A 15,276-nucleotide genomic window follows, 5' to 3' on the forward strand; every position below is an offset into this window, starting at 1 on the left:
CCAGCGGCCGCGCCCACCTCGGTCTATTCCACCGCCAGGGCGGCGTCGATCAGTGCCTGGCCGTTGTCGACGTTCTCGGCAAAGCTCTTGTAGGCGCTCTCTTTCGCTACCTCGAGCCAGGCGTCGTAGTCTTCCTGGGACATCTGGACCACTTCGACGCCGTTTTCCTCGAACACTTCCACCATGGTCTGGTCGAGCTGGGCGGCCTGCTCGGCGAAGTACGCCTCGGCCTTCTCGCCAGCGTCGATCAGTGCCTGCTGTTGCTCCTCGTTGAGCCCGTTCCAGCTCTGCTCGGAGATCAGGATCGGCTCGTACATGAACCATAGGGCGTTCTCGCCCGGCGCCGTCAGGCAGCTGACCTGCTCGTAGATGCGATAGGAGACGAAGGAACCCGACGAGGTGTTGGCGCCGTCGAGCACGCCGGTCTGCATGGCGGTGTAGATCTCCGACGAGGGCATCGAGGCGATGGAGGCGCCGGCGGTGGCCAGCATCTCGTCGAACGCCGGTCCGGCGGCGCGCATGGTCTGGCCCTGCACCGTGTCGGGCGAGGTGATGCACTGCTGGTTGGAGGCGAAACCGCCAGCCAGCCAGGCGTCGGCCAGTACCCGGGCGCCGGCGTCCTCGATCACCTGCTTGATCATGTCCATGAACTCGGAGTCGTTGAGGCGCTGGGCACGCTCGTGATTGCGCACCAGACCCGGCATCAGGGTGGCCGAGAACTCGGGGTGGCGACCGCTGGCGTAGTCCAGCGGCAGCGAGGTCATGTCCAGGCGGCCGCGTACCAGCGCGCCCCACTGCTCCTTGGCCTTGAACAGCGACTGACCGGGATAGACCTGCAGGGCCAGGTCGACGCCGGCGGCTTCGACCTCCTTGGCCATCAACTGGACCATTTCGTCGCGCACGTCGCCCTGGCCACCGGGAAACTGGTGGGACACGCGCAGGGTGGTCTCGGCGCTGGCAATGGACGCGCTGGCGGTGGCGATGGCGGCGACAGCGAGAGTGAGAGCTTGGCGTTTCATGGTGACTCCTCGAGGCGTTGTTGTTGTGATGATTGTTGTAGTGGGTGTTGTAGCGAGCGTGATGATCACTGTTGTGGTGGTGGGATAAACGCGCCGAGGTCGGCGCGGGGGATGGAGGTCAAACATTTTTTATCTGCTATGATGTATACATCAATAGCCAGCATGTATATTCCTGTCAATTCGTGGGACTTAGACCATGGTGGAGTGAGGGCGCCGAGGGGTCAGCCGCATCAGTACAGGATATGCTGGAACGATTCGAGTTCAGCCAAGGGACAGCCAGGGGACAGCCATATGAGCAAGAAGCCCTCCAACGCCCAGCGTCTGCGGGACTCTCTCGAGGACGACATCATCAATGGTCGGCGCACGCCGGGTGAGCGACTGGACCCCGAAGAGCTGTGCAGGACCTACCAGGTATCGCGTACCCCGGTGCGCGAGGCCATCCAGCAGCTGGTGGCCAGTGGCCTGGTGACCGTCTACCCCAAGAAGGGCACCTTTGTCGCCAGGCTAGGGCTCGAGCGACTGATCGAGATGTTCGAGGTGATGGCCGAACTCGAGGGCATGTGCGGTCGACTGGCGGCGCGGAGAATCTCAGCCGATGAACTCAAGGCCTTGCGCGACGCCTTCGAAGGATGTCGCCGCGCCGGCGAGACCGGTGACAGCGACGACTACTACTACGAGAACGAAGCCTTCCACAGCGTCATCTATCAGGCCAGCCACAACGCCTTCCTGGCCGAAGAGGCCCAGACCCTCAAGCAGCGGCTCAAGCCCTATCGACGCCTGCAATTGCAGGTGCGTTCACGCATGCAGAGCTCGCTCGATGAACACCGTGAGGTGCTCCAGGCGATCGAAGCCGGTGATGCCGAGAGCGCCGAGCGCATCCTGCGTGACCACGTGCTGATCCAGGGCGAGCGCTTCAGCGACTTTGTCTCCAGCGTGCGCAAGCTGGAGGAGGGTGGGGGCGAGTTGCGACGCGCCACTGCCTCGAACTAGCCGGGCTCTGCCGTACCGGGATGGTGGTGTCGCAAGCAATGTCGCTTGACGACCACCACAGGCAGGGCCGAGGGTAGTCGGCATCCCACTTGCCAGCCTGAGGTAGCAGCCCATGTTTCCTGCCTTCGCCGGGCGCTATGCGTCCCTGCCCGATCGTATGCGCGCCGAGATGGCGCCCACCCCTGTGGCGGCGCCGCGTCTGCTGGCCTTCAATCGTCCGCTGGCCGAGGCGCTGGGTTTCGACCTTGACGCCTTCGACGCGACCCGTGCCGCCGAGGTGCTCGGTGGCAACGCGGTGCCCGATGGAGCGACGCCGATCGCCGCGGCCTACGCAGGGCATCAGTTCGGCAACTTCGTGCCACAGCTCGGCGATGGTCGGGCGATCCTGCTGGGCGAGCTAGCCCATCGAGACGGCGGCCTGCGTGAGGTCCAGCTAAAGGGCGCCGGACGCACGCCCTTTTCCCGCGGCGGTGATGGTCGCGCGCCGATCGGACCGGTGCTGCGCGAGTATCTGGTGTCAGAAGCCATGGCCGCACTGGGGGTGCCCACCACCCGGGCGCTGGCGGCGGTGGCCAGCGGCGAGCAGGTGGTGCGCCAGATGGTGGAGCCCGGGGCGGTACTGACCCGGGTAGCCTCGAGCCATGTGCGGGTCGGCACCTTTCAGTATTTTGCCGCCCGCCGTGACAGCGAGGCGCTGTCGCTGCTGGTGGACTTCTGCATCGAGCGACACTACCCCGAGCTGGCCGACTTGCCCGAGGCCGAGCGCGCGCTGGCGCTGGTCGAGGCGGTGGTCGAGCGCCAGGCCAGCCTGGTCGCCCAGTGGAAGGGGCTCGGCTTTATTCATGGGGTAATGAACACCGACAACTGCGCGATCTCGGGGGAGACCATCGACTATGGTCCCTGCGCCTTCATGGACGCCTTCCACCCGCACAGGGTGTTCAGCTCCATCGATGAGCGCGGCCGCTACGCCTGGGACAACCAGCCGGCCATCGCCCAGTGGAACCTGGCGCGCCTGGCCGAGACGCTGCTGCCGCTGATCAGTGACGATCAGGAGCGAGCGGTGGCGCTGGCCACCGAGGCCATCGAGGCCTTCGCCGAGTGCCATGACGACGCCTGGACGGCGGTGCTGCGTGCCAAGCTGGGGCTCGGGGCTGAAGACTCGCAAGGCCAGCCGGAAAGCCGCTCGACCGATGGTCAGGGGGGCCAGGTGGCAGACGAGGACCTGGCCCTGGGCGAGGACTTCCTCAAGGCCATGGAAGAGGGCAACGCCGACTTCACCCTGAGCTTTGCCCATCTGTCCCGGGCGCTGGCCGGTGATGAGGCAGCGCTTGCCGAGGGCTTCGAGCGCAGTGGCAGGCTCGAGGCCTGGCTGCCGCGCTGGCGCGAGCGTCTGGCCCGTGAAGGCGTCTCCGACGAGGTCGTCGGCGCGCGCCTGGCGGCGGCCAACCCCCAGGTGATACCGCGCAATCATCTGGTCGAGAAGGCCATTCGCGCCGCCATCGATGACGACGACCTGAGCGTATTCGAGACGCTGCTCGCCGCCGTGACCCGGCCCTACCGGATCCCGGACGATACCAGCCTGCTGGCCCCACCCGGGCGCGACGAGCGAGTGCTCAGAACCTTCTGCGGTACCTGAGGGACCCCACCGGCAACGTCGTCGCCGCCGGTGGGCTGCTCGCCAGCAGGACTTACGCCGACAGAACTTTCGCCAGCAGGGCTCGCGCCGGCTACTGCGGTGCCTGGCTGGCCTGCAGGGTGCGCGTCAGCAGTGCCCGCAGGGCGGCCGGGCGCACCGGCTTGAGCAGCAGCTGGTAGCCACCGCGGCGGACCTCTTCGGCCACCTCCTCGGTGCGGTCGGCGGTGATCACGATACCGGGCACCGCGCCGGTCAGGCGCTCCCCCAGGGCGTCCAGCGCCATCAGGCCGGTGACCTCGTTGTCCAGGTGATAGTCGGCGAGGATGGCGTCGGGGTCATCGTCCAGATGGCGCAGCACCGACTTGGCGCCACCGATGGAGGTGGCGGTGAACACCTCGCAGCCCCAGCCCGACAGCATCGCCTTCATGCCCTCGAGGATCAGCGACTCGTTGTCGATACACAGGATGCGCTTGCCGTCGAGCTTGCTGGCGACCTTGCGCGCAGGCCGGGAGTCCGTGTCCTCGGCCGGGGCCTTTGCCTCGACCCTGGGTACGCTGACTGAGAATACCGTGCCCACGCCGACCCAGGAGCGCACCCGGATGGGGTGGTCGAGCACCCGGCTCATGCGGTCGGCGATGGATAGGCCGAGGCCCAGTCCCTTCTCGCTTTCCTTGTGGCGCGAGGCCTGATCCAGGCGACGAAACTCCTGGAAGATCTCGGCCTGCTTGGCCTCGGGGATGCCGGGGCCGCTGTCCCATACCTCGATCAGCAGGCGCTCACCGCGCCGGCGAATGCCCAGCAGCACCCGGCCCTCCTGGGTGTAACGGATGGCGTTGGACAGGAAGTTCTGGATGATTCGGCGCAGCATCTGGCTGTCGCTGTCCACCCACAGGGCCGACCCCACCACCTTGAGGTCCAGGCCGCGATCTTCGGCCATCACCGCAAACTGGGCCTGCAGCGGGCGCAGGATGTCGGTCAGCGCAAAATGGCTGCGTCTGGGGGTCAGCGCGCCGGCGTCCAGCTTGGAGATATCCAGCAGGGTGCCGAGCAGCTCTTCGGCGGACTGCAGTGAGCTGTCGATATGGCCGATGGTGCGCTTCATGTCCTCGGCGCCCATGTCCTGGGACAGCGCCGAGGTAAACAGCCGCGCCGCGTTGAGTGGCTGCAGCAGGTCATGGCTGGCTGCGGCCAGGAAGCGCGTCTTGGAGGCGTTGGCGTCCTCGGCCACCTGCTTGGCCTGGCGCAGGGCCTGCTCGGCTTCGGCGCGCACTCGGTTCTCCTGGCGCAGCGCGGCGTTGGCTTCGGACAGGGCCAGGGTGCGCGAGCGTACCCGCTCCTCCAGGGTCTCGTTGGTTTCCTTGAGGGCGATCTCGGCCCTCCGGCGCTCGGTAATGTCCTGGTAGAGCGCGAAGAAGCCGAGGATCGCGCCGCTGTCGCCGAAGTGCGGAGTATAGGTCACCAGCATGTAGCGCAGGCCTTCGTTGGTGATCTCGAGCGACACCTCGAAGCTGACCCTTTCGCCACTCAGGGTGCGCTGAATCCAGGGAATGCGCTCCTCGGCCATGGTCTCCGGAATCACCTGGGTCACCTTCTTGCCGATGACCTCGTTGCGGTTGATGTTGAAGGCCTGCTCGTAGGCACGGTTGGTAAAGAGGTAGCGACACTCCCGGTCGAAGTAGGCGATCAACGCCGGCACGTTGTCGGTATAGATGCGGATATTGTTTTCCGAGCGGATCAGCGCTTCTTCGGTGCGTTTCTGCTGGGTGATGTCCTGATAGGTGTAGACGAAGCCGCCACCGGGCATGGGGTTGCCCTGGACCTCCAGCACGCTGCCGTCCTGGCGATATCGCACGTAGCGGTGGGGCTGGCCCTCGCGGATGTTGTCGAGCAGCAATTCCACGTGCTCTTCCGGGTCGCCGGGGCCGTACTCGCCGTTATGGGCGTTGTAGCGGAAGATGCGGTCGATCGGTGCGCCGACACGGATCAGGTGGTCAGGGAAGCGGAACAGCTCCAGATAGCGCTGGTTCCACACTACCAGGCGCAGGTTCTGATCCACCACGCTGATGCCCTGGTTGATGTTCTCGATGGTGGCCTGGAGCAGGGCGCGATTGAACTCCAGCACCTGGGAGGCCTCATCGACGATGGAGATGACGTCGGAGATGCCGATGCCACGCCCCTGCAGCGCGGAGTTGACGACGATGCGCGCCGACGAGGCGCCCAGCACCGAGGCCAGAAAGCGCTCGGTGAACTGGATCACGTCGATGGACGCTCGGGCACTGTCTTCCAGCGCCTTGCCGTTGCGCCGGGCGTAGTCCGAGAAGGCGCGGTCGACCTGGCCGGCGCTGAGGAAGCGCTGGCACAGCACCTTCAGGTCGCCGACCGTGGTAGCCCCGGTCCAGGGGCGATTGACCGAGGTCTGGCGGGTCTCGACGCTGTCGACGAACAGCGACGCCTGAATCCGTTCCACCACCCGCTGAGGGGTTACCTGGGAGACAAAGATGTAGGCCACCAGGTTGACCCCCAGCGACAGCATCACGCCGTGGGTAAAGCTGTCACCCACGTGCAGGCCGAACAGCGAGGTCGGTGACAGCCAGGCGATCCCCAGCGGCCCACCCTGGAGCCAGCCGGCGGGCAATACACCGGCGTTGATCATCGCTGGCAACAGCAGGGTGTAGGCCCAGATGGCGAAGCCCGCGTTCATGCCGACGATGACCCCCAGGCGATTGCCGCGCTTCCAGTAGAGCCCGCCGATCAGCGCCGGGGCGAACTGGGCGGCGGCGGCGAAGGACAGCATGCCGATGGAGGCCAGCGAGGTGAATTCGCCGATCAGCTGATAGAAGCCATAGGCCATGGCCAGGATCACGGCGATGGTAATGCGCCGTGCCCGCAGGACCAGGCGTCCGTAGTCGCGAGCCTTGGTGTCGAACCAGCGCATGCGGAACAGTGCCGGGATGACGATCTCGTTGGAGATCATGATCGAGACCGCCACGGCGGCGACGATGACCATGCCGGTGGCGGCGGAGAAGCCGCCGATAAAGGTCAGCAGGGCCAGCCAGCTCTGGTTGGCGGCCATCGGCAGCGACAGCACATAGGTATCGGGTGATACGTCGGTGCCGGCGAAGATGGTCAGGCCGGCGGCGGCCAGCGGCAACACGAAGAAGGCGAACAGCACCAGGTACAGCGGGAACATCCAGCGCGCGCGGGCGGCGTCGTCGCGGTGGGTGTTCTCCACCACGGTGACGTGAAACTGACGCGGCAGACACAGGATCGCCAGCATGGCCAGCAGGGTCTGGGCCCAGAAGCTCTGGCCGAAGTCCTGCTGGGCCAGTTGCCGCTGCAGCTGCAGGTGGGTGTCGGCCCGGGTCATCAGGTCCTGCAGGCCATCGAACATGCCCCAGGTGACGTAGGCGCCGAGGATCAGGAAGGCTACCAGCTTGACCAGCGACTCGAAGGCCACCGCGTGGATCAGGCCCTCGTGGTGCTCGGTGGCGTCGGTATGGCGGGTACCGAACAGGATGGCGAAGATCGCCATGACGATGGCCACATAGAAGGCGGTGTCACCGAACAGCGGCGCCTGGGTGATGTCGGAGGCGTCGGTGAGCACGGCAAAGGACGTGGACACGGCCTTCAACTGCAGGGCGATGTAGGGCAGGGTGCCGATCAGCGCGACCAGGCTGGCGAAGGCCGCCAGAGACTGGGTCTTGCCGTAGCGAGAGGCGATGAAGTCGGCGATCGAGGTGACGTTCTGGTGCTTGGCGACCCGCACCATCTTGGCCAGTACCGGCCAGAACAATAGAAGCGTCAGTACCGGACCGACGAAGATGCTGGCGAACGACCAGCCGGAGGTCGCCGCCTGGCCCACGGCGCCGTGGAAGGTCCAGGAGGTGCAGTAGATCGCCAGCGCCAGGCTGTAGACCAGCGGGCGACGATGGCTGGCCCCCAGGTGGCGTGCACGACGATCGCCGCGCCAGGCGATGGCGAACAGCACGGCGATGTAGATCAGTGAAACAGCGATCAATAGCCAACCGGCAAACATGGGCACCTCCTCGACGTCAGCGGCCATTCTAGGGCATTGGCGGCCTGCTCGGCAGGGGCGCAGCGTGGTTGCCTCGATTCGGGCGCCTGAAGCGCGAAGCATTGACGGAATTTTGCGCCATCAAGGGAAAGGCATTGCCTGGTCTCAAGGCCTTGGATCGCGACTAAGGTGGATTGCACCTTTGTAGTGATAGACCATCGGCTAATATTCCAGGAATGTTTGTAAGTTGCTGAAATATTTAATGTAATGGTTTTCTTGGTGCGGTGCATTTATGCTTTTCGACTAAAGTTATCGTTCCAGGAAAGGCCATTTTGTCTAGTCTGCTTCTCGAGCCTTTGTGTCGTCTTTGCGGCGGCATTTGGCGATCAAACCACTTCTTGAGGGTAGCCTTATGCTAGACAAGAGCGCACAGGCCTACTGGAAACGAAACATACGAACCATCCTCGGCTGTCTGGCCGTATGGTTCATCGTCTCCTATGGCTTCGGCATTCTGCTGGTGGATGTACTCAACAATATCCAGTTCTTTGGCTTCAAGCTCGGCTTCTGGTTTGCACAGCAGGGATCCATCTACACCTTTATCGTGCTGATCATTTTCTATGCCTGGAAGATGAACAAGCTCGATGAAGAGTACGACGTCCACGAACAGTGACACCCGCAAAATAACGTCAATGAACGGGAATTGATTCCATGGATGTACAACTACTTACCTATATATTTGTAGGGGCGTCCTTCGCGCTCTACATCGGTATCGCGATCTGGTCGCGTGCCGGGTCTACCAAGGATTTCTACGTCGCCGGCGGCGGCGTCCACCCTGCCGCCAATGGCATGGCTACCGCGGCAGACTGGATGTCGGCGGCCTCTTTCATCTCCATGGCGGGTCTTATCGCCTATCTGGGTTACGACGCCTCGGTCTACCTGATGGGCTGGACCGGTGGCTACGTCATGCTGGCCATGCTGCTGGCGCCTTACCTGCGCAAGTTCGGCAAGTTCACGGTGCCGGACTTTATCGGTGACCGTTACTACTCGAATATCGCCCGTACCGTGGCGGTCATCTGCGTTATTTTCGTGTCCTTTACCTATGTCGCCGGTCAGATGCGCGGCGTCGGTATCGTCTTCGCCCGTTTCCTCGAAGTCGAGGTCAATCTGGGCGTGGTCATCGGCATGGTCATCGTGTTCTTCTACGCGGTGCTCGGTGGCATGAAGGGCATCACCTACACCCAGGTGGCCCAGTACTGCGTGCTGATCACCGCCTTCATCGTGCCGGCGGTGTTCCTGTCGATCATGATGACCGGCCACGTGCTGCCGCAGACCGGGCTCGGTGCCACCTTCGTCGATGCCGCCGGCAACGACAGCGGCCAGTACATTCTCGATCGTCTCGACGGTCTGCTGACGGATCTGGGCATCACGCCCTACACCGACGGCAGTCAGCCGATGATCAACGTGTTCTTTATCACCGCAGCCCTGATGTGCGGTACCGCGGGTCTGCCCCACGTCATCGTGCGCTTCTTCACCGTGCCGCGGGTGCGTGACGCCCGGGTCAGCGCCGGCTGGGCGCTGGTGTTCATCGCACTGCTCTACACCACCGCTCCGGCGGTCGGCGTGTTCGCCCGCACCAATATCATCGAGACGGTACACGAGACCAGCTACGAAGAGGCACCGGCCTGGTTCAAGAGCTGGGAAGGCGTGGGCCTGATCGGCTGGCTCGACAAGAACGACGACGGTCGGGTGCAGATGGGGCCGGGCGCGCCGTTCGAGGGCAAGCCGACCTTCGAAAGCGGCCCGCTGGAAGAGGAAACTCCCGGCGAGCACGGGCAGCGGGTGGTGACCAATACGCCTACCGACAGCCCCAACGAGGTCTATATCGACCGCGACATCATCGTGCTGGCCAACCCCGAGATCGGCGGCCTGCCGGCCTGGGTGATCGCCTTGATGGCCGCCGGTGGCGTGGCCGCGGCGCTGTCCACCGCAGCCGGTCTGTTGCTGGTGATCTCGGCGGCGGTGTCCCATGACCTGATCAAGAAGCAGATCAATCCCAACCTCAGCGAGAAGGGGGAGCTGCTGGCGGCGCGTAGTGCTGCTGCGGTGGCGGTGGTGGTAGCCGGCTACTTCGGCATCAACCCGCCGGGCTTCGTGGCCCAGGTGGTGGCCTTTGCCTTCGGTCTTGCTGCCTCGTCCTTCTTCCCGGCGATCCTGCTTGGCATCTTCGACAAGCGCATGAACCGCGAAGGGGCCATCGTCGGCATGGTGCTGGGTCTGAGCTTCACTTTCATCTACATCGTCTACACCAAGTTCATCAACACCGATCCTTCGATCTGGTGGTTCGGCATCTCGCCGGAGGGTATCGGTACCCTCGGCATGATCCTCCACTTCGTTGTGGCCTTCGTGGTCTCGCGGGCAACCGCGGCACCGCCGGAGCACATCCAGGAACTGGTGGAGAACGTGCGTGTGCCGAGAGGCGCGGGTGAGGCCCACGCTCACTAGAGCGGGCCATCAGGCAGGGGCGTCGGACCACCATCCGCCGCTCCCTGCCAGACGACAACACTCCCCGACCCCGGCCTCGCCGGGGTCGGTCATGGAGCAGACATGATCGACATCGACTTCACTCATCCACCGTTTTCATTGCTCGACGAGGCCGAGCGCGAGCGGGTCCTGGGCGGGCTGGATATCGCCTACTACGGGCGGGATGACGTGATCCTCGATGCAGGGCAGTCCGGCGAGTTCGTCTTTGTGATCCACAAGGGCGAAGTCGCCGAACTGGACCCGGCCGAGGGCCCCGCCGGGGGGCGCATCGGCCACTACACCGGGGGCGATCTGTTCGGTGCCATCAGCGTGATCAACGGCCAGAGCCGTTACCGCTTCGTCGCCGAAGAAGAAAGCCTGTGTTACCTGATGCCGCACACCTTGTTTCTGTCGCTGTGCGAGAACAACGCCGCCTTCTCGGACTACTTTCACCAGCGCCTGATCAGCAAGACGCGCTTGCTGGCCGAACGTCGCGCCGAGGGCGGCGTCACCCTGGCCGGATTCATGCTCGCCCGGGTGAACGAGTGCATGCGTGAGCCGCTCAAGGTCGGCTCGACGACATGCATTCGCGACGCCGTGCTGACCCTCAAGGACAAGGGCGCCGACAGCCTGCTGGTCGAGACGCCCGACGGTCCTGGCATGCTGACCAAGACCGACCTGCTCGAGGCCCTGGTGCTGGAGGGGTGCGACGGTGATGCCGAGGTCGGTGGTATCGCTCATCTGTCGCTGGTGACGGTGGATGAAAGCCAGTACCTGTTCGAGGCACTGATCGAGATGACCCGCCACAAGGTGGCCAGGGTGGTGGTGCTTCAGGGCCAGCGGCTGATCGGTGTCGTGGAGCTGACCGATGTGCTCAGCTTCTTTTCCAGCCGCAGCTACGTGGTCAGCCTGCAGGTCGAGCAGGCGACGACCCTGGCCTCGCTCAGCGAAGCAAGTCAGCGTGCGCCGGAGCTGGTCGAGGCGCTGATGGCCCAAGGGGTACGCATGCGCTTCGCCATGGGCATGCTGTCGGCGCTCAATGGGCGCATCATCAGCAAGGCCTGGCACTTCTCGATGCCGGCCCCTCAGCGCGAGCGCGCCTGTCTGCTGGTGCTCGGCAGCGAAGGGCGCGGCGAGCAGATCCTGAAGACCGACCAGGACAATGCGCTGATCCTGGCCGATGACCAGCAGTGGGACGAGCTCAGCGCAGATACCGCGCGGTTCACCAGCGTGCTCGACGATCTGGGCTATCCGCGCTGCCCGGGCAACATCATGGTCTCCAACCCCCAGTGGGTCGGCACCCTTGCGCAATGGCGCGCGCGCATCCGTCGCTGGGTCAGCGAACCCGACGGAGAAAGCCTGATGCGTCTGGCGGTGCTTGCCGACGCCTCGGGGGTGGCCGGTGACTTTGCCCTGGTGGACCGACTCCACGACGTGCTGATCGAAGAAACACGGGGCAATGAACTGTTGCTGACCCATCTGGCGAGGGGAGTGTTGCGGTTCTCGACGCCCTTGACCCTGTTTGGAACGCTGAAGAAGCCCGAGCACGGCGTCGACATCAAGAAGGGTGGCATCTTTCCCATCGTCCACGGTGTTCGCACCATGGCGCTGGAGTGCGGGCTGCGCGAGACCTCGACCCACGACCGGCTGGCGGCGCTGGCGTCACTCGGGCGCATCGAGCGAGTGGTGGCGGAGGATCTCGGCGAGGCGTTGTCGCTGTTCTGTGAGCTTCGGCTTCGGGCGCAGCTGGCCTACCGGCGCGACGATGCCCGGGCCACGGACGCCCCGGACAGGGTGGTGGTGCAGTCGCTCAATTCGCTGGAGCGGGACTTGCTGCGCGAGGCGCTGCACCTGGTCAAGGAGTTCAAGGCCAGCCTGTCCCACCGCTATCACCTGGAGTATGCATGAGTGTCGAGGCAGCCCCCCAGGGCAAGCTGCCTTGGCGTCAATGGTTTCGCTTGGGAGAGTACCCGATGCTGAGAGCGATCAGGCGTGTGGCCGACAGGCGTCGGCAGGCCGATGGCGATTTCGCCTGGCTGTTCAATCCCTATACCGGCGACGAGCTGGTGTCCCTGGACTGCGAAACCACCGGCCTGGATACCCGTCATGCGGAGCTGGTGTCCATCGCTGCGGTGCGCATTCGTGACGATCGCGTCTTGACCAGCGAGTCGCTGGACCTGCGGCTCGCGCGTCCTGCCAGTCTGAGTGGTGACTCCATCTGTATCCATCGCCTGCGTGGGGTCGACCTGGAAGGCGGCCTCGAGGTGCGCGAGGCCTTGACGACGCTGCTGGAATTTATCGGCAATCGCCCATTGGTCGGCTGGTGTATCGACTTCGACCTGGCCATGCTGGATCGCTACCTGAAGGCGGAGTTTGGCTTCTCGCTGCCCAACGCCACCATCGACGTGGCCCAGCAGTACCGCAAGCGGCTGCGCCGAAGTCACCCGGAAATCGAGGTGCAGCCGACCTTTGAACAATTGGCAGAGCGACTTGGAGTCCCGATCATGGGACGCCATACGGCCCTGGGCGACGCCGTCACCACGGCGCTGATGCATCTGCGCCTGGAAAGCGGGGCACTCACGGCGCCATCGCGCTGACCCGTTGCCGTCATCCGCGCTGACCCGTTGCCGTCATCCGCGCTGACCCGGTGCCACCCGCACCGGCAACCATTCACCTGCAAGGAGATCCTGTCATGAGTCTGCACGCCATGTTGACCCTTCTCGAGCCCACGCTGCTGGCGCTGGGCCTGGTCTCGGTGCTGGTGGCCTACCTCCAGTACTATCGCCGTACCCGGGACCTGTGGGGCATGGTCAAGTTCTGGGAGAAGCGCCTGACCCTGACCGTGCGCGAGTTCGGCTGGCAACGTGCCGGCATCCTGCTGCTGTTGCTGGGCGTGGTGGTGCGCTATCTGCTGGCGCTGAACGTCGTCTAGGCCCCGGCTGACAGGCACTTGCGTTCTTCGACTTGCCAGACCAGACCAGACCAGACCAGACCAGACCACGACGCGCAAGGGCGCCACTACGGCGGTGTCGTCCTTGGCGGTTTCCGATGTGCTGCCGACGAGAAGCCCCTCCCGTATTGTCCTCGCCGGGGTAAGCGGTCGCTGACCTCTTCGCCACTAAAGCGTCCGGATGGTAGACTGGCGCCTCTTTCATTTTCAGCCGTGATGTCCCGCTCCCATGTCGCCACAGTCCGCCTCCGCCACCCTGTTCGATCCCCGTACCCCCGAGGATGACCATCTCTCGATCGATGCCGGCGACAGCCCGGCCGACCCTGCTGCGGGTGACGATCAGACGGAAGCCCAAGTTCAGGCCAAGGCACGGCGTGAGTTCAACAAGCTGCAGAAGCGCCTGCGCCGCCAGGCCGGCAACGCCATCATCGACTACGGCATGATCCAGGAAGGCGACAAGATCATGGTGTGTCTGTCTGGTGGCAAGGACAGCTACACCATGCTCGAGATCCTGCGCAGCCTTCAGCGCAACGCGCCGGTCAACTTCTCGCTGGTGGCGGTGAATCTGGATCAGAAGCAGCCGGGCTTTCCGGAGCATGTGCTGCCGAACTATCTGGACAGCATCGGCGTGGACTACCACATCCTTGAGCGCGACACCTATTCGGTGGTGAAGGAGAAGACGCCGGAGGGCAAGACCACCTGCGCGCTCTGCTCACGCCTGCGGCGCGGCTCGCTCTATGGCTTCGCCGAGGAGATCGGGGCGACCAAGATCGCCCTGGGCCACCACCGCGAGGACATTCTCGAGACGCTGTTTCTGAACATGTTCTTCGGTGGCAGCCTCAAGGCGATGCCGCCCAAGCTGCTCTCCGACGACGGCAAGAACATCGTCATCCGTCCGCTGGCGTACTGCCGCGAGGCCGATATCCAGGCCTACAGCGAGGCGATGGAGTTCCCGATCATCCCGTGCAACCTGTGTGGTTCCCAGCCCAACCTGCAGCGCCAGGTGGTCAAGGAGATGCTGGCCGAGTGGGAGGTCAAGCATCCCGGGCGCCTCGAGAGCATGTTCAAGGCGGTGACCAATGTGGCGCCGTCGCAGCTGGCGGATCGGCAACTGTTCGACTTCGAGGGGCTGGAGGCCGTACAGGCCGAACGCCAGGCCCGGCGCATCGACGTGGTGGATGCCGGCTGATCTCGCCAGCAGCGAATGTGCATGATGCCATGACAGCGAAAGAGGCCGCATCTCCGGATGCGGCCTCTTTCTTGTCACACGCCATCTATTACGCTTTGCTTTCCAGATCCTGGATACCGGGCCCTGCCGGCCAAGCCCGGCACACTGCCGCCAGGCCCGCTCAGGTAACTTCGGTGTCGGCCAGGGTCGACAGCGCGGTCAGGTCGAGGATATTGACCTCACGTCCCGATACCGCCACCAGATCCTGCTGCTGGAAACGCCCGAGGATACGGCTGACCGTTTCCACCGCCAGCCCCAGGTGATTGCCGATGTCGGCGCGGGACATGGACAGGCGGAAGCTGAACGGTGAATAGCCGCGGCGGCGGAAGCGGTCCGACAAGCCGAGGAAGAAGCAGGCCAGGCGCTGATCGGCGGTCTTGCGTGACAGCAGCTGCATCATCCGGCGGTCTTCTCGCAGCTCCTTGCTCAGGGTGCGAAACAGCTGGGCACGCAGCTCCGGTAGGGTCTGGGTCAGCGCATCGAGGCGGTCGAAGGGAATCTCGCACACCGTGGTGGTCTCCAGCGCCACCACGCTGCCGGGATAGCGGCCGTCGTCGATGCCATCCAGGCCAACCAGTTCACTGGGCAGGAAGAAGTTGGTCAACTGAGCTTCGCCGCTGCCTTCGGTGGTGATCTGCTTGAGACTCCCCGATCGGACCGCGAAGACGCTGGTGAAGCGATCTCCCTGCTCGACCAATCGTGTGCCTTTCTTGATCGGCGGGTGACGACGGATGATGGAATCGAAGCGCTCGAGGTCGGCGGTCTCCAGCGACAGCGGAAGGCACAAGGAACTCAGGCTGCAGGACTCACAGCGAGTCTCATGCAGCATGGGACGCCGCCGATCTTGGGCCGTAGGACTCATTCGCAGCTCCTGTGGATCTGGGATCGATATTGACTGGGCCATGGGGAGAACAGACG

At 64.4% G+C, this 15,276-nt stretch carries 11 protein-coding genes; 8 read left to right on the plus strand and 3 right to left on the minus strand.

Going from position 1 to position 15,276, the window contains the following annotated elements; translation table 11 throughout:
• Positions 1–23 precede the first annotated feature (23 nt).
• On the minus strand, positions 24–1,019 hold the full coding sequence (locus NFH98_RS03435; RefSeq protein WP_108131311.1) for a TRAP transporter substrate-binding protein: 996 nt from the start codon (positions 1,017–1,019) through the stop codon (positions 24–26).
• Between the two features lie 291 nt (positions 1,020–1,310).
• On the opposite strand from NFH98_RS03435, the gene NFH98_RS03440 reads away from it, so the two are divergent.
• Positions 1,311–2,009 carry a GntR family transcriptional regulator gene (locus NFH98_RS03440; RefSeq protein ID WP_045992163.1) on the plus strand — a complete coding sequence of 233 codons (699 nt, stop codon included), beginning with the start codon at positions 1,311–1,313 and terminating at the stop codon, positions 2,007–2,009.
• 112 nt (positions 2,010–2,121) lie between these two features.
• A complete protein-coding gene (locus NFH98_RS03445; protein ID WP_349622230.1) occupies positions 2,122–3,645 on the plus strand; it encodes a protein adenylyltransferase SelO in 1,524 nt (507 codons plus the stop codon).
• Positions 3,646–3,736: 91 nt separating this feature from the next.
• On the opposite strand, the gene NFH98_RS03450 is transcribed toward NFH98_RS03445, so the two are convergent.
• The gene (locus NFH98_RS03450) at positions 3,737–7,681 is read right to left on the minus strand and encodes a hybrid sensor histidine kinase/response regulator (RefSeq protein ID WP_349622231.1); all 3,945 of its coding nucleotides are present in this window, start codon (positions 7,679–7,681) and stop codon (positions 3,737–3,739) included.
• 391 nt (positions 7,682–8,072) lie between these two features.
• Here NFH98_RS03450 and NFH98_RS03455 point away from each other — a divergent pair, with 391 nt between their 5' ends.
• From NFH98_RS03455 to ttcA, 6 genes are all read left to right on the plus strand, one after another.
• Positions 8,073–8,330, plus strand: coding sequence for a DUF4212 domain-containing protein (locus NFH98_RS03455; RefSeq protein ID WP_045992160.1), 258 nt, complete (start codon positions 8,073–8,075; stop codon positions 8,328–8,330).
• A 38-nt stretch (positions 8,331–8,368) separates the two neighbouring features.
• Positions 8,369–10,162: a sodium:solute symporter family protein gene (locus tag NFH98_RS03460; protein WP_108131315.1), complete on the plus strand. Its 1,794-nt coding sequence runs from the start codon at positions 8,369–8,371 to the stop codon at positions 10,160–10,162.
• Between the two features lie 102 nt (positions 10,163–10,264).
• The gene (locus NFH98_RS03465; protein ID WP_222568206.1) at positions 10,265–12,088 is read left to right on the plus strand and encodes a DUF294 nucleotidyltransferase-like domain-containing protein; all 1,824 of its coding nucleotides are present in this window, start codon (positions 10,265–10,267) and stop codon (positions 12,086–12,088) included.
• A complete protein-coding gene (locus NFH98_RS03470; protein ID WP_308812406.1) occupies positions 12,085–12,777 on the plus strand; it encodes a 3'-5' exonuclease in 693 nt (230 codons plus the stop codon). The genes NFH98_RS03465 and NFH98_RS03470 overlap by 4 nt, the downstream gene beginning before the upstream one ends.
• Positions 12,778–12,872: 95 nt before the next feature.
• Entirely contained in the window at positions 12,873–13,112 is a 240-nt protein-coding gene (locus tag NFH98_RS03475) for a hypothetical protein (protein WP_239452527.1), read from the plus strand.
• 247 nt (positions 13,113–13,359) lie between these two features.
• Positions 13,360–14,319: a tRNA 2-thiocytidine(32) synthetase TtcA gene (gene ttcA, locus NFH98_RS03480; RefSeq protein ID WP_349622232.1), complete on the plus strand. Its 960-nt coding sequence runs from the start codon at positions 13,360–13,362 to the stop codon at positions 14,317–14,319.
• Between the two features lie 160 nt (positions 14,320–14,479).
• Here the strand turns inward: ttcA and fnr are convergent, their stop codons facing one another.
• Positions 14,480–15,220 carry a fumarate/nitrate reduction transcriptional regulator Fnr gene (gene fnr, locus NFH98_RS03485; protein WP_045992157.1) on the minus strand — a complete coding sequence of 247 codons (741 nt, stop codon included), beginning with the start codon at positions 15,218–15,220 and terminating at the stop codon, positions 14,480–14,482.
• Between the last annotated feature and the right edge of the window lie 56 nt (positions 15,221–15,276).

Origin of the sequence: Halomonas sp. H33-56 (genome assembly GCF_040147035.1) — a bacterium.
Classification (GTDB): domain Bacteria; phylum Pseudomonadota; class Gammaproteobacteria; order Pseudomonadales; family Halomonadaceae; genus Halomonas; species Halomonas litopenaei.